This window comes from Sphingobacteruim zhuxiongii (assembly GCF_009557615.1).
GTDB lineage: Bacteria > Bacteroidota > Bacteroidia > Sphingobacteriales > Sphingobacteriaceae > Sphingobacterium > Sphingobacterium zhuxiongii.
The window spans coordinates 766,531-791,016 of the sequence record NZ_CP045652.1 but is presented as its reverse complement, the minus strand read 5'-3'; the positions used below and the strand labels follow the sequence as shown (position 1 = coordinate 791,016).

The following is a 24,486-nucleotide window of genomic DNA, read 5'->3' as shown; positions in this document are numbered from 1 at the left end:
TTGGCAATTACCTTGTAATTCTCTTTTTACGGTACTAATACCTTAGGTGTTTGTAGTAATTAATGCATTTATCCAGGATATAAACCGCTTTTATATATTGACGTTTAAGGCTCTTATTTAATTTTCTTCCAATGTATCTAAAAATAGCGTGGCGTAACATTCGAAAAAACAGAGGATTTTCTGTGATTAACATCTTAGGTTTTAGCCTAGGCATCACTTGCTTCTTATTGTTAGCAGGTTATATCTATCACGAGTCAACGTATGACCGATTTTTAAGCAACCATAATCGTATTGCATTCGTATCAGCCGCCTTCAAATCTGGAGATACGCAAGAGTATCAGCAATCGATCGTAACTCCAACTGCTGTTGCTCCTACCCTTCAACGTGAATTCCCAGAAGTGGAAAAAGCTGTTAGGATGTATCAATATAACGACGCGGCATTAGTCAAAAATGGAAATGAGTGGGTTAAAGAGAGTAAGCTAAAATTCGTAGATGCCGATTTTTTAAAAGTTCTGGGCTATAGGATAATTGCTGGCGATCCAGAGCAACCCTTGTTGAATCCCAACGCTATTGTATTAACCAAGGGACTTGCGGACAAATATTTTCCGAATGTAGATCCAATTGGAAAAACCTTAAGAATTGATGATACCGACCGAATGATCACTGCTGTGATCGAGAATCCACCTACATTTTCTGAAATTCAGTTCTCGGCACTATTATCAAATACCGCGTTGGAACGCTACAAAGAAGAGAATTGGGGATCTGCTAATGATCAAACCTTTCTATTAATGAAAGATCCAAGTCAGCTTAGCAAGCTAGAAAAGAAATTCAACCAGCGCATTGAAGAAATGTTTAAGCAGGAATTTGCGCAAGGATTTCACTTCAAATTACAAATGGAGCGTATCGCCGATTTACATCTTCATTCGAAATCGGCTGGAACTGGAAACCTCATTTATATTTACGTCTTCGCTTGTTTGGCTTTTGCTTTACTATTAATATCCTGTATTAACTTTATGAATCTATCTTTAGCACAAGCTACTGCACGAGCTAAAGAGATAGGTGTTAAGAAGGTCTTAGGCGCAAGCAAAGATTCCATATTTAAACAATTTCTATTTGAGGGAAGTTTAGTCGTATTTATAAGTCTCACTATCGGCCTATTACTAGCATATCTCCTGTTTCCAATATTTTCCCTTTACTTAGGGATGCAGATGGAATTAGATATTTGGAGAGAGCCACTTTTCTATGGTTTTATTGCATTATTCTTTATTGTCCTTTCCTTTTTAGCGAGTGGTTGGCCCGCTTGGTTAATTGCACAGTATCGTCCAATCAAAATACTTAAAGGTAAACTCTCTACAAGAATTTCCAAATTCAACCTTTCTAATATCCTAATTACCTTCCAATACACAATTTCTATATTCTTAGTGATATGTACATTTTTTGCATACAGGCAGATGCAATATTTACAGAATACAAATACTGGATTAAATAGAGATCGTATAATCGTACTCGATGGAGATGTATGGAATCAAAAAGAGCGAGAAACCCTTAAGAATATGCTGTTAGCGAAACCATCCGTCAAGTTTGTTTCTGCTTCATATGACTCTCCTATTAATATTCAAGGAGGCTATACAATAACGGAGGCTGAAGGAAAGCCCAGCGACTTCTCATTTAGCCTGACCGCTATTCCTATTGAAAAAGACTTCTTATCCGTTTTTGAAATACCTATTTTGACAGGAGAAAGTCTCAGTGACGCTGATATAACGAAAGCGATAGATACAAGAGCGAATCGTTCTTATGCTTTCATCATTAACAAAAATACTGCAACGAGTTTAGGCTGGACAGCAGAGCAAGCGATCGGGAAGCGAATAGTCTTAAATGGTCGAAAAGGAACGGTAAAAACTGTCGTTGATAATTTTAATTTCGCATCCCTTCGTGACGAGATTCAACCTGTTATTTTATTTCCAGAGTACAATTACTTTGGCAATATCTTCGTAAAACTGGATACCAATGCAAATACGAAAATAGCATTAGATGAAATTGCGTCCGTGTGGAAATCCCTGAAACCGAATAGTACTTTCGAGTCTCATTTCTTAGACGATGATTATGCGAAACTATATCAACAAGAACAACAAACGACCAAGATTATGCAGCTCTTTGCGATTATCACAATCAGCATTGCCTGTATAGGTCTATTTGCTCTTTCCGCTTATGCCACTAAAAAAAGAGTTAAAGAAATCGGTGTTCGGAAGGTGTTGGGAGCTTCAATCAGCAAAATTGTCGGATTACTAACGGCTGACTATGTCGGGATGATTAGTATCGCTTTCCTTTTAGCTGTACCATTAGGCTTTCTGGTAATGAATACATGGCTCAACAATTTTGCCTTCCATACCAATATGGAATGGTGGGTGTTCCTATTAGCGGGACTAATTACGCTTTTCGTTTCTTTTGCGACAATCGGAACACAAGCCGTAAAAGCTGCAAAAGCCAATCCTGTGGATAGTTTGAGAGATGAATAGGAGAACCAAGAGAAAGCCTTCAAGAAGGTGAATAAGAAACTCCAACAATCAACAACATCAGACATTAAAAGTACATACAAAGAACGAACAAAGTACGAACATGATTAAATTAGAAAATATATTCAAATGGTATTCCCTAGGAAACAGCAAATCCTTCGTTTTAAAAGATATTAATCTAGAAATTGAAGAGGGTGACTTTGTGTCTATTATGGGGCCTTCAGGCTCCGGAAAATCTACCCTACTCAATGTAATTGGCATGCTAGATGAACCTGATGAAGGTAAGTACTTCTTTATGGACGAAGATGTACTAGCTATGAAAACTAAGAAACGAAATCAATTATTTCAATCACATATAGGCTATGTCTTTCAATCATACCATTTAATCGATGAACTGACGGTCTATGAAAACATTGAAACTCCGTTAATCTACAAGAATATCTCCTCTTCCGAACGAAAGGCGATTGTTAGTGATATGTTAGACCGGTTTAATATAGTGGGAAAGAAAGATCTGTTTCCAGCACAATTATCAGGTGGACAGCAACAGATTGTTGGTATCGCACGTGCTTTAGCCGGCTCCCCACAATTACTGTTGGCCGATGAACCAACCGGAAACCTAAACTCCAAACAGGGCGAAGAAGTAATGGATCTCTTCAAACAATTGAACAATGAAGGCGTAACAATTATTCAGGTTACGCACTCTGAAAAGAACGCTGAGTACGGTAAAAGAATTATAGATTTGCTCGACGGGCAAATTGTTAAGCATTAGCAAAACTTGTATTTGTGTCTTTATTTCGCTAATTTTAAATGTGAATGAAAAGGAAATAAAGGCACTTATATCCTTATTGGATGACCCGGATAAAGGAATTTTTCAGGAGATAGAACACAAACTTATCACTTGTGGTCCCGAAGTAATTCCATTATTGGAAAGTTCCTGGGAATCCTCCTTCGACCCCTTATCTCAAAGCCGAATAGAGAATATTATTCATAAAATTCAATTCGATCAGGTCAAAAATGATTTACAACTTTGGAAGTTAAATAACCAAGAAGACCTTCTCGAGGGCTTATTGATTATCAATCGCTATCAATATCCAAATCTCAACGAAGATCAGGTTTACTATCAGTTGGCAGAACTTCGTCGTAATGCATGGTATAACCTCATGTATGATATGAGTCCGCTCGAGCAAGTGAAATTATTGAACAATATTATCTTTCGCGAATTCGGACTTTCAGGAAATACTTCGAACTACCATGATCCTCAAAATTCATTTATTCACAAGGTCTTAGAAAGCAAGAAAGGCAACCCAATAAGTTTAGCATGTATATATGCATTGGTCGCCGAGAAGTTGGATATTCCTGTTTACGGAGTTAACCTTCCAAAGCATTTTGTCTTAGCCTTTATGGACAGTCAAGACCCAGAAAAGGTTGCTTTTTATATCAATGTATTCAACCGAGGGCAAATCATGCGTGAGGAAGATATTTTCGCCTTCTTGAGACAATTAAACCTTCCACTATCAGACGAATACACATTGCCCTGCGATAACCTTTCTATTATTAAACGTGTGCTGAGGAATCTGATTGCCGCTTACGAGCATATAGACAATGCTGAAAAACGCATGGATATAGAATTATTACTGCGTCTACTGGAGGATTAAAGCAACGTTATCGTTTCTTGGCTCAATAAATTCGACTTACAAATGGACTTATATAAATGCAAAAAGGGATAGTAAACACTATCCCTTCAATAAGTTTTGTTTTTATATTACCTGGAATCCAGTGATAAACCAACTGGCGAAGAATTTTCACCTAATCGGAAAGTACTCTCAGGTTTTTCATCACCATCCGCAGTCTTCAAGAATCGGTATACCGACTTCGATTGAGGATCGGATACATATAGATATTTACTCCCTGCCTTAAAATCAAGCTCAACGTCAGACGGTTGTCGTAAACCGGTATTGGGTCCAGTAATAATTCTAGATGGAGTCATCTCACCTCCAGCGTCTAGCAAAGCATTAAAATTATCAAAAATAAGGATTCGACCTACAGCAGCATCTCCACTTCCAGAGTAATCCGTGAGGGCAAGCATATTGTTGACTGTATCGAGTGAAATACCTTTTATATTATGAGATCCTGTTAAACGTAACTGTTTTTGAGGCTTCACATCTTCAGTGAGCGTATCTTGTCTAACCGACGCAATATTCTCGAAAACATCGATACCTCCGTTGTTACCTGTTCGAGTTACATAAACGACATTTTTATACATGGCAATATCCCATGGTTTGAGATTCTTGTCATCAGGTATAATAAAGCGATGCGACGCATTCATTCGCCCATTTCTACCTTTTGGCCTATTATAGACTATAATTGTATTCTTACTATATTCTACCGCATATAAATTATCTAAACTAGGATAATACAAAAGTCCAGTAACGGAAATAATATGCTTATTTTCAATTACTCCCGAATTAGCGACCGTTCCTTCTTTAGCAACCGTGAAAATCTGAATAGTTGAATCCCTTCCCCTAATATTACTTGAAGCCACAAAAATACGTTGAGCTGCTGGATTAAAAGTTATTGCACTTGCTCCATTTGTAGCAGAAATAAAAGATTGAAAATTTCTCTGATCATCGAAATTGGTAGAATCCGCACGAGCTAATACCCCGACATTCACTGGTTTAATCGGCTGGCTACTATTATCATATTCTGAAAATGACATATAGAGTCTAGAAAAATCTCTATTTACAATGGGCTCATCATCATCGCGCTTGCAGGAAATAAACCCTATTAGTGTTGCTAACATTGCTAACCCAAAAAACCATCTTAAACTCATGCTTCTTTATTTTATTACAAATGTAAAAAATTATCGCTATTCAGGGCGATCTTCGAGCGTGAAGAAATGTTAATTTGATTAAATAAAGGTATTTATGTAACATTGCATGATTGAATTGAATGCAATGGAGAATAAAGATTTCGAAAGGGAAAAGTTGGTATTACCCAATGAAGGGAAGAAACTATTGCTACATTCCTGTTGTGCACCATGTTCAGGAGAAGTGATGGAGGCGCTGATAGCATCTGACATCGAATTTACAATCTATTTTTACAACCCGAACATTCATCCACGTAAGGAATATGATTTACGCAAAGAGGAGAACATCCGCTTTGCAGAGAAGCATAACATTCCCTTTATTGATGCGGATTACGATGTTGATCACTGGTTTGAGCTGGCTAAAGGCATGGAAAATGAACCAGAAAGAGGCATTCGTTGCACAATGTGTTTCGATATGCGCTTTGAAAAAACAGCTGAGTATGCGGCCGCAAATGGTTTCGACGTTATCTCAAGCTCATTGGGTATTTCACGTTGGAAAACGATGAGCCAGATAAACGATTGCGGTGTTCGTGCTGCTTCACGTCACCCCAATATGGATTATTGGACGCTTAATTGGCGAAAAAAAGGAGGATCCTCACGTATGTTAGAAATTAGCAAACGTGAACGCTTTTATATGCAAGAGTATTGCGGGTGCGCATATTCTCTTCGGGATACAAATAAATGGCGAATGTCGACAGACCGCCCTAAAATAGAATTAGGCAAAAACTATTACGAATAGGTATAACATTTTTTAAAATAAATTTCATTTATACCTAATTAATGGTTATTTTTGCAGGCTCAAATGCAGGATTGTGAAGTATCTAAAACAATATAGAATACCATTTTCAGGTCTTTCGACAGGAAAGCACAGTTTTGACTTTGAAGTAGATGAGAAGTTCTTTGCTTGTTATGAACATTCCTTAGTAAAGGAAGGCGACTTGAAAGTTGTAGTAGAAATACAGAAACAGGAAAACATGTTGATTGCTAATTTTGTCATCAAAGGCAGCATGAAACTAACTTGCGATGTGTGTTTATCACAATTTGACGCTCCAATTCAAATTAAAGAGCGCGCGCTAATTAAGTTTTCGGAAGAAGATTGGCAAGATGAGACCGAAGAGGTTATCATGCTTTCTAAAAACGATTACGAATTAGACATCGCCCCTCTTTTATACGAGTACATCAATGTTGCAGTTCCACCGTACACTAAATGTAGTGAACAAGGTGAAAACATCAGCTGCGATCCGGAGATGTTAAACATGTTGCAAAGCGAGCAGGACGAAGAATCATCAATTGCGGATGACGAGAATATCGATCCGCGTTGGGAAGCATTAAAAAATATTAAGAATAACTAAAACGAGAAATACGAGATGGCACATCCAAAACGTAAAACTTCTAAATCTAGAAGAGACAAAAGAAGAACACACTATAAAGCTGAGTTACCTAGCTTAACAGTTTGTAAAGAAACTGGCGCGGTTCACACACCACACCGTGCTTACACAGTAGATGGTAATTTATATTACAACGGTAAATTAATTATCGAAAACACTGCTACTGTCTAACGACATCATTCAGAGTAAACATCCCAAAAAAGTGTAATATTTTATATTATTCACTTTACTTTGGGATGTTTTTTGCGTAATATTGAATATTCTAAATAATTACGAATGAAGATTGGATTAGACGTATTGGGGGGAGATTATGCACCTGAGTCGAACATCAAGGGCGCAATTGAAGCTCAAAAATTGCTAGACGAATCTCAACGCATAGTGTTATTTGGCGACGAACATGCCACCAGAAAAGCTATAGAAGCGGCGGGATCCGACCCCTCAAAATTTGATTACGTTCATGCTCCTGAGAATATCAGTATGCACGAACACCCAACCAAAGCTATCACACAGAAACCCAATTCATCTATTGCAAAAGGGTTTGAACTACTAAAATCTGCGGAGATAGATTCTTTTTCTTCGGCGGGAAACACTGGAGCAATGTTAGTTGGCGCTATGTTTAGCGTGAAGACTATCCCAGGAGTTTTACGCCCTGCTATCGCAACCAATGTCCCTAAATTAAAGGAAGGCTTTGGAATCCTGCTTGACGTAGGTGCTAATGCAGACTGTAAACCTGAAATGTTAAACCAATTTGCCCTTCTTGGCAGTTTATACGCGGAGCATGTCTATGGCATCCCTACGCCGAAAGTTGGTCTATTAAACATCGGTGAAGAGGAAGAAAAAGGAAATAACCTAACCGTTGCCACCTACCCATTATTAAAAGCAAACAACAAAATCAATTTTATTGGAAACGCTGAAGGACGTGACTTATTTAGCGACCATGCAGATGTTATCGTTTGTGATGGATACACTGGAAATGTGGCGCTGAAGCTAGCTGAATCATTTTATGTGGTTACATTGAAGAAAGGTTTTAAAGACCCATTCTTCGACCGCTTTAATTATGAACGCTATGGCGGCAGCCCGATTTTAGGGGTGAATGCACCGGTTATCATTGGCCATGGTATATCAACTCCTGAGGCTATTAAAAATATGGTTTTATTGTCAAGAGATATGATAGCTTCTCAGTTTATTGAGAAGATCAGATCAGCTTTTAATTAATTGATATGTCGAAAATTCAAGCGGCAATTACCGCTGTAAATGGCTATGTTCCAGACTATATTCTAACCAACAAAGAGTTGGAAACAATGGTTGATACGAATGACGAGTGGATTGTTAGCCGCACAGGTATCAGCGAAAGAAGAATTTTAAAAGATCCAAATAAAGCGACTTCCGACTTAGCAGTACCAGCAGTTAAAGGTTTACTAGAAAAAAGAGGAATCTCTGCAGAAGAGATTGAATTAATCATTTTCTGTACGAGTACTCCGGATATGTTGTTCCCTGCTACTGCAAATATCTTAGCCGATAAGATTGGTGCTAAAAATGCTTGGGGATATGATTTGCAAGCAGCATGTTCTGGTTTCTTATTTGGACTAACAACAGCAGCTCAATTTATTGAATCTGGCAAACATAAAAAGGTATTAGTTGTTGGTGGAGATAAGATGTCATCAGTCGTTAACTATAAGGATAGAAATACTTGTATCCTATTTGGTGACGGATGTGGTTGTGTACTCCTAGAACCAAATACCGAAGGATATGGCCTACAAGACTCTATTCTACGCACTGACGGTTCAGGTGGACAATACCTAAATATTAAAGGTGGAGGTTCATTACATCCTGCGAGTCACGAAACAGTGGACGCGGGATTACACTATGCGTACCAAGAAGGTCGTACAGTGTTTAAGTTCGCAGTAACCAATATGGCTGATGTTGCAGCCGAGGTTATGGAACGCAATAATTTAAAGGCCGAAGATGTGGCTTGGTTAGTTCCACATCAAGCAAACAAACGTATCATTGATGCGACTGCAGAACGAGCTGGATTACCTGAAGAAAAGGTAATGGTCAATATACAAAAATACGGTAACACAACTAGCGCAACGATTCCTATGTGTTTATGGGAATGGGAAAGCAAGTTGAAAAAGGGCGATAATTTGATCTTGGCTGCCTTTGGAGGTGGCTTTACTTGGGGGTCCGTATATTTAAAATGGGCATACTAATCTCCGAGAATTTATTACCTTTACAGTTTACAATTTTTTCACATTAAAATAACTTAACCTACTAGCATATGAGTATGGATATTAAACAAATTCAAGATTTAATCAAATTTGTTTCAAAATCGGGTGTTAATGAAGTTTCTATCGAAGAAAAAGATTTCAAAATCACAATTAAAACAAATCAAGAACCAACTTACGTTACAGCAACAGTACCTACAGTAGCACCAGTTGCCGCTCCGGTTGCAGTACCTGCTACTGCTCCAGCAGCTCCTGTTGCAGCAGCACCTGTTGATGAAGAATCTAAGTTTATTACGATTAAATCTCCGATTATCGGTACTTTCTACCGTTCACCGGGTCCAGAAAAAGGTTCATTTGTAAACGTTGGAGACGAAATAGCTCCAGGTAAAGTATTGTGTATTGTAGAAGCAATGAAACTTTTCAACGAAATTGAATCAGAAGTTTCTGGTAAAATCGTGAAAATCCTAGTTAATGATGCACAACCTGTGGAATACGATCAACCGTTATTCTTGGTAGATCCTCGCTAAACTCTGAACGCAAGTTCTAGAATTTAAGCCTAAGGGAAAAGTATTACATCATTTAAAACTATGTTTAAAAAAATATTAATTGCCAATAGAGGCGAAATCGCATTAAGAATTATCCGTACTTGTAAAGAGATGGGTATTCAAAGTGTGGCTGTGTATTCCACTGCTGACCGCGATAGTTTACACGTTCGTTTTGCGGACGAAGCGGTTTGTATTGGTCCTCCAGCAAGTAAAGATTCCTATTTAAATATCCCCAATATTATCGCAGCAGCAGAACTAACAAATGCTGATGCCATTCACCCGGGATACGGTTTCTTATCTGAAAACGCGAAATTCTCTGCTATTTGTGCTGAATATGGTATCAAGTTTATTGGTGCTACAGCAGAGCAAATAGAGAAAATGGGAGATAAAGCTTCTGCGAAGGAGACCATGAAACTAGCTGGGGTTCCAACTGTTCCGGGTTCGGACGGTTTAGTTCCTGATGTAAAGACTGGTCTGAAACTAGCCAACGAGATGACCTACCCTATTATTTTGAAAGCTACTGCCGGTGGTGGTGGACGTGGTATGCGTATCGTTTGGAAAGATGAAGAGTTTGAACCAGCATGGGATTCAGCTCGTCAAGAAGCAGGTGCTGCCTTTGGAAATGATGGTATTTATTTAGAAAAATACGTTGAAGACCCACGCCATATTGAAATCCAAGTAATCGGAGATCAATACGGTACTGTTTGTCACCTTTCAGAACGTGACTGTTCTATTCAACGCCGTCACCAGAAATTGGTAGAAGAAGCGCCATCACCTTTTATTACGCCGGAATTACGTGCTAAGATGGGTGAAGCGGCAATCAAAGGTGCCTCTGCAGTGAAATATGAAGGCGCTGGAACCATTGAATTTTTGGTTGATAAACACCGTAACTTCTACTTCATGGAGATGAACACACGTATCCAAGTAGAACATCCGGTAACAGAAGAGGTTATTAACTTCGACTTAATCAAAGAACAAATTAAAGTAGCGGCAGGAATTCCTATCTCAGGTAAGAGTTATGAACCAACCATGCATGCTATTGAGTGTCGTATCAATGCGGAAGACCCATTCAATAATTTCCGCCCGTCGCCAGGAAAAATTACGAACTTCCATTCACCGGGAGGTCATGGCGTTCGTGTCGATACACATGTGTACTCAGGATATACAATCCCTCCGAATTATGATTCAATGATTGCTAAGTTAATTTGTGTGGCGCAGACACGTGAAGAAGCGCTAAACACAATGGAACGAGCATTAAGTGAATTTGTAATCGAAGGTGTAAAAACAACTATTCCACTTCACCTACGTCTAATGCGTGATCCAAACTTTAGAGCTGGTAATTTCACCACTAAATTTATGGAAACATTCGACCTGACGCAGTATCCTGATGAGGAAGTTGTATAATATTTATTTTACATAAGCAAAACATGCCATTCTTCTCCCGAAGAATGGTATTTTTGTTTACTTACGAACAATTTACACGTACATAAACTTACATGTCCAAGAATCTAAAACTAATTGAAGCCATTAAGAATAAAGGCAAGAATATAGAAGCTGAGATGTCCTTTTTTGATCACCTAGAGGTCCTCCGTTGGCATATTATTCGTGCGGTGATTGCGATCACCATTTTTGCTATCCTTTCCTTTACCTTCTACGATTTCGTTTTCAACGAAATTATTATGGGTCCAAAGAAGCTTGATTTCTGGACATATCGCATGATGTGTAAAGTCGGTGAGATGATGAATCTTGAAGGCTTCTGTGTCGACAGTATGGCTTTCAATATTATTAGTACAGAGTTGGCTGGACAATTTATGATCCAAATCAACTCATGTCTCCTAATGGCGGTAGCCATGGGTTTCCCATATCTTTTATTTGAAGTGTGGTTATTTATAAAACCGGCACTTACCGATGTTGAACGCAAATCTGCAAGAGGCTTTGTTTTCTATGCAACGATGCTATTCATATTAGGAGCGTTATTTGGATATTACATTGTTGTGCCACTCTCTGTAAACTTTTTAGCCAACTTCTCGCTAAGTACCGAAATAACGAATGAAATTACGATTGATTCTTATTTATCAACCGTAGCGACTTTAACATTAGGCTGTGGAATTATCTTCCTCCTACCTATCTTAATCTTTATTTTATCAAAAATTGGCATTATGACGCCGGAATTTATGCGTGCGAGCCGTCGTTATGCTATTGTTGTTATCTTAGTTATTGCTGCAATCATTACTCCAACTGCCGATATAATAACCCTATTAACGGTAAGTGCACCAATGTTCATTTTATATGAACTAAGTATTATGGTTTCAGCGAATGTTAAGAGAGCCAAACAACAAGCAGAAAAAGAATTCTATAACAGTTAATAACATATCATGTCAAAAAAAATTGCAATTGGTGGAGATCATGCTGGATTTGAATACAAAGCAGAGATCATTGAGTTTTTAAAAGAATTAGGTTATACCGTACAGGACTTCGGAACCTATTCTACTGATTCAGTTGATTACCCTGATTTTGCTCACCCTGTGGCTAGCAGTGTAGAGGATAAGTCTAATGACATGGGTATCTTAATCTGTGGATCTGCAAATGGGGTTGCTATTACAGCAAATAAACACCAAGGTATTCGTGCAGCAATTTGTTGGTTAGAGGAAATCTCTGCCTTAGCACGCCAACACAACAATGCAAATGTAGTTTGTATCCCAGCACGCTTTATCGATCTAGACTTAGCTAAACGTATCGTAAAAACATTCTTGACAACTGACTTTGAAGGTGGTCGTCATGAAAACCGAGTGAACAAGATTGCTTGTTCATAAGGAAAAATCATTAAACTGGTTTATATGAGAAAATATTTAGTATTGTCGTTCTTGCTGCCAGCAATGTTCAGTTGTAGCATGGCGCAGAACCCGACTCAAAATAAATACGCAGAATTACTAACAGTAGAATCCGCAAGAGAACATCTAACTACATTGACCTCGAAAGAGTATGCTGGTCGTGGTACCGGACAAGAAGGTGGTCAAAAAGCTGCAGAATATATCGCCAAGACTTTTAAAGATCTTGGATTAAAACCAGCGGTTAATGGATCATATTTCCAACCGGTAGCATTAGAGAAATCCTCGTATGTTGTGGATAATTTTAAGATTAATAACCTTGAGCTGATCAATGGTAAAGATTTGTTCGTTCAAGGCACAAATGATTTAACGAATTACGATGCAAACGAGATCGTCTTTGTAGGGTACGGCATTCAATCTGAAAAATACAATGACCTAAAAGGTCTTGATATCGCTGGAAAGATTGTCATGTTTCTTAGCGATGGAGAACCTACGGACAAGAATGGAAACTCATTAATCACTGGAGATAAAACACAATCGGACTGGTCAACTAGTCGTTTTAAGAAGGCTCAAGAATTAATGAAATTGAAGCCTAAATTAATCATTGCAACGGGAAGACAAACATCAGATATGATTGCTCGTTTTGGAGCAAGACTGACAGGAGGTCGTTTTACCTTACGTAACGATAAAAGTGAAAAACAAACAAATACCAACACGAATCCTCCGGTAGTAAATATTACATTGGAAGCCGCTAACAATATACTTTCGGCGAAAAAAACTACTGTAGAGAAAGCGGTTAGTAAGATTAACAATACCCAGAAGCCTAATTCATTTGTCGTAAAGACAGCTGTGAAAGCGTCGATGGGAATTAAAGCCGAAGAATTCAACGATCCAAACGTACTAGGTTACATCGAAGGAACGGACAAAAAAGACGAGATTGTAATTATCTCTAGTCACTATGACCACGATGGTATCCTACCTGACGGAACTTTTTTCCCTGGTGCTGATGATAACGGATCTGGTACTGTAGGCGTACTAGAGCTGGCTAAAGCGTTTGCTGCGGCTAAAAATGATGGACACGGACCTAGAAGAACTATTCTCTTTATGGGCTTTGCGGCGGAAGAAAAAGGATTATTAGGTTCTGATTACTATTCACAACACCCAGTTTTTCCACTAGCGAATACGGTAACTTGTTTAAATATGGACATGATTGGACGTATTGATGACAAGCACTTAAAAGGGAATCATAATTATATTCACGCTATTGGGTCCGATATGTTAAGTAGCGAGTTGAAAGCAATCAATGAGCAAGCAAATAAAACATATACGCAAATGGAATTAGATTATATGTATGACGATCCTAAAGATCCTATGCGTATTTATTACCGTTCCGATCAGTATAATTTAGCGAAACATGGTATTCCTGTTATTTTCTTTTTCTCAGGTCTACATCCAGACTACCATACACCAAATGATACCGTAGATCGTATCGATTTCAACATGATGACTAAACGCGAGAAATTGGTATTTCATACAGCATGGGAAATTGCAAACCGCGACAATAAATTAGTGGTAGACAAAACACCTGCAGCGAAGTAAAAGGATATTTTTTAATAGTATACAAAGGGACGAAAGAATTTTCGTCCCTTTTTTATTTTATTCTTGGAATATTGAAATCAATAATTATATTTGCAGTGTACTAGTATCTTAATACACTAAACTATAAATTATGTTAATCATTAAATCACTTTCATATGCCTACAGCAAAAAAAGGCAGGTGCTAGATGAAATCAGCACTACATTAAAACCGGGACACATCTACGGTTTATTAGGCTTGAATGGAGAGGGTAAAACCACTCTTTTAAAACTCATAGTCGGTATGCTGTTACCAAAGAATGGAAATATCTGCTTTGGAACACTAAAAAGCACCACACGCTCTGCAGAATATTTTAATGAGGTGTACTACCTAGCTGATCAGAGTAAATTACCCGACATGAAGATTGAGGCCTTTGGCGAGATCTACGGTGCTTTCTACTCTAGATACAATCATAACGAATATTTGAGTAGCCTCAAGGCATTTAACATACCTTTAGAAAATGGTCTTAAAGCACTTTCATTAGGACAACACCGTAAGGTTCAAATCGCCTTTGCTTTAGCTTGCAATACGTCGGTACTACTTATGGACGAACCGACTAATGGTCTCGATATTCCATCCAAAGCAATTTTTAGAAAGCTACTGGCGAAAAACATGAGCGAAGACAAAATATTCGTGATCGCCACCCATCAAATTAGAGATGTAGATAATCTATTTGACCAATTACTTATCCTCAAGGAAGGAAGACTTATACTTGATTCAAGTTTAACAGAAATTGCTAGTCAATATCATATCAGTAGAAATCCTTCGCCGAGTGATCAAATTATCTACAGTCAGGAAGAGTTCGACGGCTCTGTATATCTAGTACAAAACGAATCAGCGGACTCAAAAATTGACATCGAATTCTTATTCAATGCTTTCACACAATCTAAACAAAGTATCGACTTATGAGAACATCCCTTTTATATGTAAAGACCATCTTTCTAGGACAGAAATATCTACTTATTTCTATTCCTGTTTTTGCTTTGGTTGCATTTGTAGGTCTCTTCTACCTTACAAACGAACAAACAATCACACTAATTGATGCGTTGACAGAATCTAGCGCTGTTAATTACGACTTGGCTATACAGCTTTCGCAAAGGCAATTCTTCCGGGAATCATTCGTATTGGTATTCATTCTTCCGCTGATACATCTCCTATTTTTCCAAAAGCTATTCTATAAGCCATACGAATTCACCTTACCAATTGGACCAGGAGCACGCTATTTATCCTATATGTTAGTTGGGCTAATTATCTTTCTTTCAAATCTCCTAATCCTGATTCTGTTCAACTATATTTTACAGGTGTATTTACAAACACAATTTTTATCGGTTTGTCAAGAAGCATATAACAAATTGGGTTACCTATACGAAAGTATTCCAAACACAAGCATTCTATATAATGGGAATGTTAGCACAGAATTAATCAAGTTTGGTTCATTATTCATACTTCTTTTGCCGGTGTGTTATATTGTACAGCTTTACTTTCGTAAAAATAGCATATTAAAATTCACTGCAATAATCGCGACTTCGATCATAGTTGGACGATTCTATAGCCGTCATGTTTGGGCAAATTATAATGGATACATCAACAACGAAGAATACATTCAAACTTATCCCTTCGTGCTCATAACTTGTGCTGCTATATTATGTTTTATAGGTTTTTACTATTTATTAAAAGATAAGGAGGTATAGATGCAATTTTCAAATGATAAGCCCATCTACATCCAAATTATCGATGTTGTTATGGAAAAAATACTCAGTAACGAGTGGCTTGCAGGAGACAAGATTATCTCTGTCAGAGAATTGGCAGCGACATTAGAAGTTAATCCAAATACAGTAATGCGCTCTTACGAGAAACTTCAACTCGATGAAATTATTGTGAACAAACGCGGTGTAGGATTCTTTGTTACAGAGAATGCCCAACAAAGAATTATAGAATTAAAAAAAGAAACTTTTATCGAACATGAAGTACCAAAATTTTATCAAACTGCGAAACTTTTAAAAATATCCATCGAAGAACTAACTGATCTTTATCAAAAACTATCTTTATGAAAAAGTCAACGATATACATATTAAGTGCAGCACTAATTATATTCATTGGGCTGTTTATATTACATCCATTATCTGGGAATATATTGACCTCGAGCTACGAATCAAAAGAACCAATCGGCACAATATCAAAAATGATGATGAAACTTGGCAAACCCGACACGGTACAGCCCACTAACTTACAACACATTGAGCACATTATCATCAATGGCTCAGGAAAAGGTCAACGTGGATTCATTGAGATTCGTCAAGGCGATGAAAATCAAATTTGGAAAGCTAAAACACCCTATTTAGCAACGCTTAGTTCAAAGATTGAAGGAAACACGATCATAATAAACGAAACAAATGATTCCTATTTTAACCTTCACTTGAGTCTTGCCTCGCCTTCGATAAAGTCGATTACACTAAATAACACGTCCTTTTATTGTGATGTCATTGCACAAGGAGAAAGCCAAGTTACGATGCCACAAATCAACGTTGGGAAAAATGGAACTTTAAATATCAGAACGGGAACGGATAGACAGCAAATGCTGCTTTCTAAACTAAAAATAGAAGCAAAAGAAGAGTCTATAGTCAAATTAGAAAACCTGAAAATTCAGGACCTTAATGCAACATTGACTAATGCTCGGATGGATTTATCCCCTAATTTAATCGCTGATTCGGTGAATATTAACCTTCAGGGTCTTAGTCATGTAATTCGTCCGCGGGACTCTAAAAACATCAGTGTGTTTAACCTTACGGGAGAAACGGCCTACTATGACGCCCGATATCCTAAAAAATAGATTGCGCTATGAACCCTCAAATCATAATCAGGCTTTTCAAATCCTTGATAAATTTAATCAAGGGTATATAAAAAGAATAGGGTTGGACGCAAGCGCTCAACCCTATTTATTAAGATTAATAGAGAACGTCTTTATTCGGGTTTATCGGCGGTAGATTCTCGCGCTAGCGTCACCTCATCCGAGGCATTTTCCAAATACTTATCCAATTCGAATAAGGACTCATCGGTTGCACGGTCTCCTCCAGCTATTTTCAATTTATCAATCAATTGCATAGCCAATTTCTCCTCTTCGATCTGCTCCTTCACAAACCACTGCGCAAAATTCCAAGTCGCCCAATCTTTTTCTTCCATTGATTGATTAACTAAATTATAAATGGCATTCGTATTGTCGACTTCATGTTCAAATACCATGTTAAAACACTCGGTAATATTCTTTGGCAATTTTTTCGGCGCTTCAACAGCCTCAACTTTAGGCTCCCCTCCCCGCTCAAGTATATACATCATAATCTTAATCATATGATTTCTTTCCTCTTGCGCATGCCGAAAAAGAAAATTCCCTATACCACCATATCCCTTGGTATCTGCCCATATTCCTAAGGCCAAGTAGGTCTGTGAAGCTTGGTTCTCCTTAGTCATTTGTTTTATCAACGATGTCTCCATCGCTTTTGAAAGTCTATTCGTATCCATCACACGCTCGTTTTATCAATCAACAGCCATCTTGTTATATTGTTTGAACTATTAGACTTTTTTAATATCCAAGAAGGTTGTAAATTTGAGTTAGAGCCTAGAGAAACAAATAGGCAAAGTACTTGTTTTTATTATAAATCAATAAGATATATGGCGTTTTTAGACTACTATAAAGTTCTAGGATTAGATAAAACAGCCAGCCAGGAGGACATCAAAAAGGCGTATCGTAAGCTTGCTCGCAAGTTTCATCCTGATTTGAATCCGAACGACGAAGAGGCGAAGAAGAAGTTCCAAGAAATCAACGAGGCCAATGAAGTATTAACAGATCCGGAAAAGCGGAAGAAATACGATCAATATGGTGAGAATTGGAAGCATGGTGATGAGTATGAGAAAGCTCAACAACAATATAACCGGTCTAATACTGGAAGAGCAGGACAGAATCCATTCCAGGGTTATGACTTCAATTATGACGGCAACTACGACACCGGTGAGTATTCAGACTTTTTCGAAGAACTCTTTGGCAGTCGATTTTCTGGAAGAAGCTCCAATCGCCGAAGTGCTGGCTTCCGAGGACAGGACTATAACACAAGCCTAGAATTAACACTATTACAGGCCACGCAAACTCATCAACAAACCTTTTCTGTTAACGGCAAAAACATTCGTATCACTATTCCTGCTGGAGTCGAAGATGGACAAAAGATTCGTTTAAAAGGTCAAGGAAGTGATGGTGTGAATGGTGGGCCGAAGGGTGACTTATATATTACGTTCAGTATAAAAGCTGATCCGAATTTCCAACGTCGCGGAAACGATTTATACACGAATATTTCGATAGATCTTCCTACTGCGCTATTGGGTGGAGAGACCATCGTAAACACGTTGACTGGAAAAATCAATGTAAAAATTAAAGAAGGAACACAAAACGGCGCAAAAATACGTTTAAAAGGAAAAGGATATCCTGTCTATAAGAAAGATGGAGAATTTGGCGATTTGTATGCTGAGGTTCACGTGAAACTTCCTACAAATTTGACAGAAGAACAGAAGAAAATAATTCAACAATTTGCTGATTCAATGAAATAAGCTATGGAAAAGACATTATTTAGGGTAGTTGATATCTGTCAATCAAATAAAATCGAACGCAGATTCATTCAGGAATTACATCAAAATGGTCTAATCGAAATTATTGTTGAGCAAGAAACAGAATTCATCGAAGAAGAACAAATTTCGCAGATTGAGCGTTTTTCAACATGGCATTATGAGCTTGAAATCAATGTTCAAGGTATCGAGGTTGTGCAACAGCTAATTGACCGAATTGAAAAACTGCAACAAGAAGTTAGAATTCTAAAAGGCAGATAGAAATAAGAACTAGGCGCTTAAAGGACTTAAGCGTCTAGTTCTTATTAGAAGGAACTCGTAAAATCTACGCCAATTTTTAAAGGTATCGAAAAAGATGTCGTAACAAAATTTCCTTCACTATCTTTGCCCGCTATCCATTTAGGACCCGATTTGATTACTCGAATTAATTCCTCTCCAGTCCCTTTACCTAAATCTTTCATAACCTGGAAATTACTCAAACTTCCATCGGCATTTACATGAAAAAACACCAGTAGTTCTCCTTTGACACCGTCTTTTCGAGCAGCACGAGGAACTTGATAATGCCTTTCAAGGTAGTCATAGAAGTTTTTAAAGCCGGCCTTAGGTTGTGCCGATACTTCTTTCTCTGATGGTGCAGACTCAATGATTCTCTTCTCTGATTGGCTATTTTGTTCAGCCGACCAGTGCATCTCACCCTTTTGAACAGCCAATTGAACCTTGTCGATTCCTGAACCAAATAAATTGGAAGCTGTATTTAGCAACAACCAACTATAAAACAATGTAAAATCCATTGATCAACTTCACAACATTTAAAATGGGCCACTAGAAATAGAAAAGGTTATTGTGTGGCGTACATTGACAAGCTTACCGTTAACTATTGCCTTCGTCCATTGATGTCTTTTAGATAAAAATTGTAGCGCTTTTTTAAGTTCTTTCCCCGTGCCATAGCCTAAATCTTTTATTATAACGACGTCTTTCAATTTGCCATCAATATCGATGACAAACGAAGCCGCCAATTGGCCGCTTAATTTTCTATCAATTGCAGCCCTTGGAAGATTATAATATTTTGCTAAATCCCCTCTAAAGGCAACAGTTCCTTGCTCTGGATAAGATAACGTCTCAAACACAATGGAATCATCTGCTGCATCGACTGTAAGAATGGAATCCACAATCTCTTGAGATTTTGCCGTTTGACATATTATCATTCCTAAGAGGACAATTGCAAAAGTCATTATTTTAAGTTTCATAATCAGAATGGTTTTACCTCAAAGAAACAACAAAATCTTGATACGTAAAAAAGATAATAATAAAAACTATCCGATAACGTGCAAGTTATAGACTATTATTCTCAATTCACAAAACTTTGAGGCTCTTAAATTATTAATCACCTTTACTTATTTGGTAAACCATGTAATTAAAGGGATGGATTTTATATCAAAATAGCGATATTTTGATTTCAATAAACGCTCCATCTTTCAGAAATCTATTTGATCGTTAGTGAATCGCTAGCCAATAGCTGATGCTTCTCATTTGAATATTCCAATCGATATTTATTGGGACATAGTTTGATTTCGAAAGGTTTCATCTTGCCATTATTAAAAAGCCGAACATAGGAGATTCCTTCATTCTCACCATAAACTGCAAAAACTTTTAATACAATCAACTTAGACTTTCCTAAGTTTTGAGTAGGTGGGTTAATTTGAACTGTGCTTGTTTCGCTATAGCAATCAAAAACCTGCCATACATCCTTCTGACGAGGATTGACTTGAAGCTCTCCCGCGTTTATGTTAACCAAATAATTAAATTTACAAAATGGGCATGACTGATGTGCTTCCTTCCGAATATAATATACCAAGCTTAAAGCTTTGCTTTTGTCAAAAGGTATATATGCGTGTCGAATATCGTATTCGCCCATTGTAAAGTCTCGTTGGAAATAGTAAGCCCCGTTATGACTTTTGCGATCGTAGATACTTATATCAACGTTCTGTATCTCATGTTTAATCGCAATTAAATGATATTGTGGTTTAGATTGAGCAACAACAGTGAATAGCACTTTTCTTTTTTTCCTATCCAACTTGATTTCCTTTAAAACTGCTATATTTTTCTCATAATATTCGTCTAACTTGACTCCTCCGACGTTATCAAAGTAAGGCTTAAAGTCGCTATACACCCAGACATTAATATCTTTCAGATTAAAGTATCTATCAACATCTTGGAAAAAATAGCCCCCTTTTTGAAATTCATTTGTTCTGCAGGACTGACAGTTCCACATAAAAAGCAGCCCCAACAATACATATAACAACTCCCTTACTTTGATTTTTGTCATCGTTTAATTTAACTTAAGAAAAGAAAGATTAGACTACATCTGCGTTAGATCCAGTCGAAGCGGAATTGTATATTTTGTGGCTACTTTTTGTCCGTTGCGGATTGCAGGTTTCCAATCCTCAGCCTTTTTAATTGCAGCAATGAGAGCTTCCCCAGTGCCATGTTTCAAATCTTCGATTATTTTGATATTAGAAATTTTCCCATCGGAACCAATAATAAATGATGCTTCAACTTTACCCTTAACTCCGGCGTCTATAGCTGCCTGCGGATAGGTGTAATTCTCTTGTACAAACGAGCGAAAGTTATTAAATCCACCAGGATATTCTGCTAAGATTTCAGCCTTTTCAACCAGCTCTCCTTGAAATGGTTCATTATCTGGAACATCTTCCAACACGATTTCTTCAGTTTTCGGTTTAGCAACTTCTGTTTCGACGGTCTTCGTCTCCTTTTCTGCTTGCCTACAATTAACGACCAGCATCAAAAGTAATAGGCTAGCAGGTAGAGCTAATAAATAGGTTGCTTTAAATTTATAGTCAGTTTTTTCTTTAAATAACATCATTATTCTATTTTTTAATAAGGAATGATTAGAAAACTCATGTTGCAGGACCGTACGTTGAGTATCCATTGCCTGTGCTAAAAGAAGTTCAGCATAGGACACTTTATTTTCTGCATGCTTTTCATCCACGATGCATTCGTGTAAGAACTTCAGCTCCTTGATCAGCAGTTGATATACAGGATTGAACCAATTAAACACCCTAAAAAGCTCAATTAGCATAATATCAAAAGAATGACCTTGTTTACGATGCTCTTCTTCGTGTAAATACACCTGATTGTATTCATCATCACGCAGCTCGTTGTTTATAACAATCTTCCCAAAAAAGGAGAAGCTTTGTTTTCCATTACCTTGCTGAATCAATTGCAATAACCGGATTAGGCGTATAATAAGCCAAATGGCAAATAAACATACACCGATCCAATAAATCGTCGACCAACTTGGCAATGAAAAATTACCGGTCACCTCCGCCGATTGAGCATTGCTGGTTGCCGATACCGGACTTAAACCAACGATTATTTCTGGAAGTTTAAAGTGCATTAACTCACTCGTAGGCAATTTTAAATATAGTCCCAGCGGGATACAATATGCTACAACCAAACTGCATATGAGGTAACAGCGATTCCAGTGAAAGAATGTTAGTTTACGGGTTCCAAACCAGTAAATGCTAAAAAACAAAAGCAACGCAACATTGGAAATAATTAAATACAACATAGGCCTGTGAATAATTAGGATTTATGCTTATGGATAATTTTTAAGATTTCATCCATATCCTGTACGTTTAACTTCTTCTCTTCAAGGAAGAAAGATAACATACTGCTTGCAGAATTCTCAAAGTACCCTTGCAGGAGTTTTCCTGTGATTAATTTTTTGTATTCTTCTTTTTGGATCTTCGGAAAATAGCGATGGCTCTTGCCGAAAGACTCGTGATCTACAAAACCCTTGGTTTCGAGGATTCGAATAATAGTTGAGACAGTGTTATAAGCAGGTTTCGGCTCTGGAAGCAAGTCAATGATTTCTTTAACAAATCCACCTTCCCTATCCCACAATGCTTGCATGATCTGTTCCTCAGCCTTTGTAAGTTCTTTTAATTCGTCCATACTTGTTTTAATAAAAAGACAATATTGCCTATAATCGATTATAAACCGAATGTATAACTAAATTTTTAGTTATACAACTAATTGTTTAGTTTATTTTATTATAAAACAACATAACAAACTATCAATCAACCACATATTTTCAAAACACAAAACACAAAACCACCTACAATTGTAATGTACAATCCAAAAATATTTGTTGTAACCAACCCAATGAAGTGATTGGAATTAGGAAAAATTAGGTATTTATTCAAGTTTCCAACGTCTGTTGGCTTTCTTACTGGACTGTATTTTTTTACGGTCTAATCGCGCTAAAATTTTTGACTTGGGGATTTTCGTCGGGATGCGTGGTTTTTCAATCTTTAAAGCTTCACCAATTAGGGTCAAAAATCGTTCAATTACGATTTCCTTATTCCTTAACTGACTACGATCGTTAAAGGCATCCAATAGCAATTCTCCATCGTTATTAATCCGATTTGCTAAACGCTGTTTTAAAAGTTCCTTCTGTTCTATCGTAAAATGCGATGAACGATCAACTTGCCAAATGAGCATTACTTTTGAAGATACTTTATTCACGTTTTGCCCCCCTTTACCACCGGCTCTTGAGGTCTTGAATTGTAATTCGTCCACTAACTTTAATATTTGTTCATCCATTTGTAATAAAAATAGAATATTTCTTGTTCTCGAAAGAATATTAATCGCCATTTATAAAAGCATCACTATCTTTATGCAAGAAATCACAACATATGAAGATAGGAATCGTTTGTTATCCAACCTTTGGGGGAAGTGGTGTAGTTGCCACAGAACTGGGAAAAGCATTAGCCAATAATGGTCATCAAGTACATTTTATTACGTATAGCCAACCTGCCCGTTTGGATTTCTTCTCTGAGAACTTGTTTTATCATGAAGTCTCCATGGCGCAATATCCATTGTTTGACTTCCCTCCATATGAAACAGCACTAGCAAGCAAAATGGTTGATGTTGTTCGTTTTGAAAAACTTGACCTTTTGCATGTACACTATGCTATCCCACACGCATCCGTGGCCTTTTTAGCAAAGCAGATATTAAAAACATATGGTATTGATATACCAGTGGTGACAACACTCCATGGTACCGATATTACACTAGTAGGAAAAGATAAGAGTTTTAGTCCTGTCGTTACGTTCTCTATCAACCAATCTGATGGGGTAACCACCGTTTCAGATAATCTAAAAGAGCAAACATTGCAATATTTTGAAGTGGCTAAAGATATTCAAGTTATCCCTAACTTCATTGATCTTAAGCGTTTCAGCAATAAGAACCACGAACACTTTAAGAAGGCAATCGCACCTAATAATGAACGCATTTTAGTTCATACTTCCAACTTCCGTAAGGTAAAACGCGTTGAAGATGTTGTTCGTATTTTTGATCAAGTCAATAAAGTTATTCCAAGTAAATTATTAATGGTTGGGGATGGTCCTGAACGTCGTAATGCGGAAGAGCTTGCTCGTGATTTAGGTATTTGCGATGTAATCCGTTTCTTAGGTAAACAAGATGCAATCGAAGAGATTTTATCTATCTCCGATTTATTCTTAATGCCTTCCGGTTCGGAGAGTTTTGGATTAGCGGCTTTGGAGGCTATGGCTTGCAAGGTGCCTGTTATTTCATCAAATACAGGAGGCTTACCCGAATTAAATAAACAAGGCTTTAGTGGTTATTTGAGTGACATTGGCGATATTGATGATATGGCTAAAAATGCCATCCACATTCTTAAAGATGATGATACACTGGCTGAGTTTAAAGCAAATGCACTCGTACGAGCACATGATTTTGAACTAAGTAAAATTGTTCCTCATTATGAAGAATTTTATTCAAAAGTCGTAGAATCCTTAAAAAATCAGAACAAAACTGTTTAACGGATGT

28 protein-coding genes are annotated in these 24,486 nt (G+C 37.5%); 20 read left to right on the top strand and 8 right to left on the bottom strand.

Annotation, left to right across the window (positions count from 1 at the left end):
• The first annotated feature begins 182 nt into the window (after positions 1 to 182).
• The 3 genes from GFH32_RS03510 (at position 183) to GFH32_RS03500 (ending at position 4,168) form a co-directional block, all read left to right on the top strand.
• A complete protein-coding gene (locus tag GFH32_RS03510) occupies positions 183 to 2,516 on the top strand; it encodes an ABC transporter permease (protein WP_160366880.1) in 2,334 nt (777 codons plus the stop codon).
• Positions 2,517 to 2,616: 100 nt separating this feature from the next.
• Positions 2,617 to 3,282 carry an ABC transporter ATP-binding protein gene (locus GFH32_RS03505; protein WP_153509764.1) on the top strand — a complete coding sequence of 222 codons (666 nt, stop codon included), beginning with the start codon at positions 2,617 to 2,619 and terminating at the stop codon, positions 3,280 to 3,282.
• A gap of 40 nt (positions 3,283 to 3,322) precedes the next feature.
• On the top strand, positions 3,323 to 4,168 hold the full coding sequence (locus GFH32_RS03500; protein WP_153509763.1) for a transglutaminase-like domain-containing protein: 846 nt from the start codon (positions 3,323 to 3,325) through the stop codon (positions 4,166 to 4,168).
• A gap of 107 nt (positions 4,169 to 4,275) precedes the next feature.
• Here the strand turns inward: GFH32_RS03500 and GFH32_RS03495 are convergent, their stop codons facing one another.
• On the bottom strand, positions 4,276 to 5,343 hold the full coding sequence (locus GFH32_RS03495; protein ID WP_153509762.1) for an SdiA-regulated/phytase-like domain-containing protein: 1,068 nt from the start codon (positions 5,341 to 5,343) through the stop codon (positions 4,276 to 4,278).
• Between the two features lie 106 nt (positions 5,344 to 5,449).
• Here GFH32_RS03495 and GFH32_RS03490 point away from each other — a divergent pair, with 106 nt between their 5' ends.
• From GFH32_RS03490 to GFH32_RS03425, 14 genes are all read left to right on the top strand, one after another.
• Positions 5,450 to 6,118: an epoxyqueuosine reductase QueH gene (locus tag GFH32_RS03490; protein ID WP_228384206.1), complete on the top strand. Its 669-nt coding sequence runs from the start codon at positions 5,450 to 5,452 to the stop codon at positions 6,116 to 6,118.
• A 73-nt stretch (positions 6,119 to 6,191) separates the two neighbouring features.
• Positions 6,192 to 6,731 carry a YceD family protein gene (locus GFH32_RS03485; RefSeq protein WP_153509761.1) on the top strand — a complete coding sequence of 180 codons (540 nt, stop codon included), beginning with the start codon at positions 6,192 to 6,194 and terminating at the stop codon, positions 6,729 to 6,731.
• Positions 6,732 to 6,746: 15 nt separating this feature from the next.
• Entirely contained in the window at positions 6,747 to 6,938 is a 192-nt protein-coding gene (gene rpmF, locus GFH32_RS03480; protein ID WP_149527021.1) for a 50S ribosomal protein L32, read from the top strand.
• Between the two features lie 105 nt (positions 6,939 to 7,043).
• A complete protein-coding gene (plsX, locus tag GFH32_RS03475) occupies positions 7,044 to 7,982 on the top strand; it encodes a phosphate acyltransferase PlsX (RefSeq protein ID WP_153509760.1) in 939 nt (312 codons plus the stop codon).
• 5 nt (positions 7,983 to 7,987) lie between these two features.
• Positions 7,988 to 8,977 (top strand): beta-ketoacyl-ACP synthase III, encoded by a 990-nt coding sequence (locus tag GFH32_RS03470; RefSeq protein WP_153509759.1) that lies wholly within the window; start codon positions 7,988 to 7,990, stop codon positions 8,975 to 8,977.
• Between the two features lie 68 nt (positions 8,978 to 9,045).
• The gene (gene accB / locus GFH32_RS03465) at positions 9,046 to 9,519 is read left to right on the top strand and encodes an acetyl-CoA carboxylase biotin carboxyl carrier protein (protein WP_153509758.1); all 474 of its coding nucleotides are present in this window, start codon (positions 9,046 to 9,048) and stop codon (positions 9,517 to 9,519) included.
• Positions 9,520 to 9,579: 60 nt separating this feature from the next.
• Complete coding sequence (gene accC, locus GFH32_RS03460) at positions 9,580 to 10,941, top strand: acetyl-CoA carboxylase biotin carboxylase subunit (protein WP_153509757.1); 1,362 nt, start codon at positions 9,580 to 9,582, stop codon at positions 10,939 to 10,941.
• Positions 10,942 to 11,033: 92 nt separating this feature from the next.
• Positions 11,034 to 11,903 carry a twin-arginine translocase subunit TatC gene (gene tatC / locus GFH32_RS03455; protein ID WP_153509756.1) on the top strand — a complete coding sequence of 290 codons (870 nt, stop codon included), beginning with the start codon at positions 11,034 to 11,036 and terminating at the stop codon, positions 11,901 to 11,903.
• 9 nt (positions 11,904 to 11,912) lie between these two features.
• A complete protein-coding gene (rpiB, locus tag GFH32_RS03450; RefSeq protein ID WP_153509755.1) occupies positions 11,913 to 12,350 on the top strand; it encodes a ribose 5-phosphate isomerase B in 438 nt (145 codons plus the stop codon).
• A gap of 24 nt (positions 12,351 to 12,374) precedes the next feature.
• Entirely contained in the window at positions 12,375 to 13,964 is a 1,590-nt protein-coding gene (locus GFH32_RS03445; protein WP_153509754.1) for a M28 family peptidase, read from the top strand.
• A 130-nt stretch (positions 13,965 to 14,094) separates the two neighbouring features.
• Positions 14,095 to 14,910, top strand: coding sequence for an ATP-binding cassette domain-containing protein (locus tag GFH32_RS03440; protein ID WP_153509753.1), 816 nt, complete (start codon positions 14,095 to 14,097; stop codon positions 14,908 to 14,910).
• Positions 14,907 to 15,692, top strand: coding sequence for a hypothetical protein (locus GFH32_RS03435; RefSeq protein ID WP_153509752.1), 786 nt, complete (start codon positions 14,907 to 14,909; stop codon positions 15,690 to 15,692). Before GFH32_RS03440 ends, GFH32_RS03435 begins: the two co-directional genes overlap by 4 nt.
• Positions 15,693 to 16,052, top strand: coding sequence for a GntR family transcriptional regulator (locus GFH32_RS03430; protein WP_153509751.1), 360 nt, complete (start codon positions 15,693 to 15,695; stop codon positions 16,050 to 16,052).
• Positions 16,049 to 16,831 carry a hypothetical protein gene (locus GFH32_RS03425; protein WP_153509750.1) on the top strand — a complete coding sequence of 261 codons (783 nt, stop codon included), beginning with the start codon at positions 16,049 to 16,051 and terminating at the stop codon, positions 16,829 to 16,831. The genes GFH32_RS03430 and GFH32_RS03425 overlap by 4 nt, the downstream gene beginning before the upstream one ends.
• A gap of 131 nt (positions 16,832 to 16,962) precedes the next feature.
• Here the strand turns inward: GFH32_RS03425 and GFH32_RS03420 are convergent, their stop codons facing one another.
• The gene (locus GFH32_RS03420; RefSeq protein WP_153509749.1) at positions 16,963 to 17,517 is read right to left on the bottom strand and encodes a ferritin; all 555 of its coding nucleotides are present in this window, start codon (positions 17,515 to 17,517) and stop codon (positions 16,963 to 16,965) included.
• Between the two features lie 150 nt (positions 17,518 to 17,667).
• Between GFH32_RS03420 and GFH32_RS03415 the strand changes: the two genes are divergently transcribed.
• Complete coding sequence (locus GFH32_RS03415) at positions 17,668 to 18,594, top strand: DnaJ C-terminal domain-containing protein (RefSeq protein ID WP_153509748.1); 927 nt, start codon at positions 17,668 to 17,670, stop codon at positions 18,592 to 18,594.
• A gap of 3 nt (positions 18,595 to 18,597) precedes the next feature.
• Positions 18,598 to 18,870, top strand: a complete 273-nt coding sequence (locus tag GFH32_RS03410; RefSeq protein WP_153509747.1) for a chaperone modulator CbpM — start codon at positions 18,598 to 18,600, stop codon at positions 18,868 to 18,870.
• Between the two features lie 44 nt (positions 18,871 to 18,914).
• Here GFH32_RS03410 and GFH32_RS03405 read toward each other — a convergent pair whose 3' ends face one another.
• From GFH32_RS03405 to arfB, 6 genes are all read right to left on the bottom strand, one after another.
• Positions 18,915 to 19,400, bottom strand: coding sequence for an energy transducer TonB (locus GFH32_RS03405; protein WP_153509746.1), 486 nt, complete (start codon positions 19,398 to 19,400; stop codon positions 18,915 to 18,917).
• An 18-nt stretch (positions 19,401 to 19,418) separates the two neighbouring features.
• The gene (locus tag GFH32_RS03400; protein WP_153509745.1) at positions 19,419 to 19,856 is read right to left on the bottom strand and encodes an energy transducer TonB; all 438 of its coding nucleotides are present in this window, start codon (positions 19,854 to 19,856) and stop codon (positions 19,419 to 19,421) included.
• A 236-nt stretch (positions 19,857 to 20,092) separates the two neighbouring features.
• Positions 20,093 to 20,935, bottom strand: coding sequence for a hypothetical protein (locus GFH32_RS03395; protein WP_153509744.1), 843 nt, complete (start codon positions 20,933 to 20,935; stop codon positions 20,093 to 20,095).
• A gap of 33 nt (positions 20,936 to 20,968) precedes the next feature.
• Positions 20,969 to 22,027 carry a M56 family metallopeptidase gene (locus GFH32_RS03390; RefSeq protein WP_160366879.1) on the bottom strand — a complete coding sequence of 353 codons (1,059 nt, stop codon included), beginning with the start codon at positions 22,025 to 22,027 and terminating at the stop codon, positions 20,969 to 20,971.
• Between the two features lie 188 nt (positions 22,028 to 22,215).
• Entirely contained in the window at positions 22,216 to 22,587 is a 372-nt protein-coding gene (locus GFH32_RS03385; RefSeq protein WP_153509742.1) for a BlaI/MecI/CopY family transcriptional regulator, read from the bottom strand.
• Between the two features lie 243 nt (positions 22,588 to 22,830).
• Positions 22,831 to 23,238: an alternative ribosome rescue aminoacyl-tRNA hydrolase ArfB gene (gene arfB, locus GFH32_RS03380; RefSeq protein ID WP_153509741.1), complete on the bottom strand. Its 408-nt coding sequence runs from the start codon at positions 23,236 to 23,238 to the stop codon at positions 22,831 to 22,833.
• A gap of 92 nt (positions 23,239 to 23,330) precedes the next feature.
• On the opposite strand from arfB, the gene bshA reads away from it, so the two are divergent.
• Entirely contained in the window at positions 23,331 to 24,479 is a 1,149-nt protein-coding gene (gene bshA / locus GFH32_RS03375; RefSeq protein WP_153509740.1) for an N-acetyl-alpha-D-glucosaminyl L-malate synthase BshA, read from the top strand.
• Positions 24,480 to 24,486 lie beyond the last annotated feature (7 nt).

Coding starts and splice junctions, on each gene's coding strand:
- tatC (WP_153509756.1), top strand. CDS start 11,034: ATGTCCAAGAATCTAAAACTAATTGAAGCCATTAAGAATAAAGGCAAG.
- GFH32_RS03390 (WP_160366879.1), bottom strand. CDS start 22,027: ATGCACTTTAAACTTCCAGAAATAATCGTTGGTTTAAGTCCGGTATCG.
- GFH32_RS03505 (WP_153509764.1), top strand. CDS start 2,617: ATGATTAAATTAGAAAATATATTCAAATGGTATTCCCTAGGAAACAGC.
- GFH32_RS03430 (WP_153509751.1), top strand. CDS start 15,693: ATGCAATTTTCAAATGATAAGCCCATCTACATCCAAATTATCGATGTT.
- GFH32_RS03495 (WP_153509762.1), bottom strand. CDS start 5,343: ATGAGTTTAAGATGGTTTTTTGGGTTAGCAATGTTAGCAACACTAATA.
- bshA (WP_153509740.1), top strand. CDS start 23,331: ATGAAGATAGGAATCGTTTGTTATCCAACCTTTGGGGGAAGTGGTGTA.
- GFH32_RS03400 (WP_153509745.1), bottom strand. CDS start 19,856: ATGAAACTTAAAATAATGACTTTTGCAATTGTCCTCTTAGGAATGATA.
- GFH32_RS03445 (WP_153509754.1), top strand. CDS start 12,375: ATGAGAAAATATTTAGTATTGTCGTTCTTGCTGCCAGCAATGTTCAGT.
- GFH32_RS03420 (WP_153509749.1), bottom strand. CDS start 17,517: ATGGATACGAATAGACTTTCAAAAGCGATGGAGACATCGTTGATAAAA.
- accC (WP_153509757.1), top strand. CDS start 9,580: ATGTTTAAAAAAATATTAATTGCCAATAGAGGCGAAATCGCATTAAGA.
- arfB (WP_153509741.1), bottom strand. CDS start 23,238: ATGGATGAACAAATATTAAAGTTAGTGGACGAATTACAATTCAAGACC.
- GFH32_RS03410 (WP_153509747.1), top strand. CDS start 18,598: ATGGAAAAGACATTATTTAGGGTAGTTGATATCTGTCAATCAAATAAA.
- GFH32_RS03385 (WP_153509742.1), bottom strand. CDS start 22,587: ATGGACGAATTAAAAGAACTTACAAAGGCTGAGGAACAGATCATGCAA.
- GFH32_RS03470 (WP_153509759.1), top strand. CDS start 7,988: ATGTCGAAAATTCAAGCGGCAATTACCGCTGTAAATGGCTATGTTCCA.
- GFH32_RS03425 (WP_153509750.1), top strand. CDS start 16,049: ATGAAAAAGTCAACGATATACATATTAAGTGCAGCACTAATTATATTC.
- GFH32_RS03415 (WP_153509748.1), top strand. CDS start 17,668: ATGGCGTTTTTAGACTACTATAAAGTTCTAGGATTAGATAAAACAGCC.
- GFH32_RS03435 (WP_153509752.1), top strand. CDS start 14,907: ATGAGAACATCCCTTTTATATGTAAAGACCATCTTTCTAGGACAGAAA.
- rpmF (WP_149527021.1), top strand. CDS start 6,747: ATGGCACATCCAAAACGTAAAACTTCTAAATCTAGAAGAGACAAAAGA.
- GFH32_RS03490 (WP_228384206.1), top strand. CDS start 5,450: ATGATTGAATTGAATGCAATGGAGAATAAAGATTTCGAAAGGGAAAAG.
- GFH32_RS03405 (WP_153509746.1), bottom strand. CDS start 19,400: ATGGATTTTACATTGTTTTATAGTTGGTTGTTGCTAAATACAGCTTCC.
- GFH32_RS03395 (WP_153509744.1), bottom strand. CDS start 20,935: ATGACAAAAATCAAAGTAAGGGAGTTGTTATATGTATTGTTGGGGCTG.
- GFH32_RS03440 (WP_153509753.1), top strand. CDS start 14,095: ATGTTAATCATTAAATCACTTTCATATGCCTACAGCAAAAAAAGGCAG.
- accB (WP_153509758.1), top strand. CDS start 9,046: ATGAGTATGGATATTAAACAAATTCAAGATTTAATCAAATTTGTTTCA.
- rpiB (WP_153509755.1), top strand. CDS start 11,913: ATGTCAAAAAAAATTGCAATTGGTGGAGATCATGCTGGATTTGAATAC.
- plsX (WP_153509760.1), top strand. CDS start 7,044: ATGAAGATTGGATTAGACGTATTGGGGGGAGATTATGCACCTGAGTCG.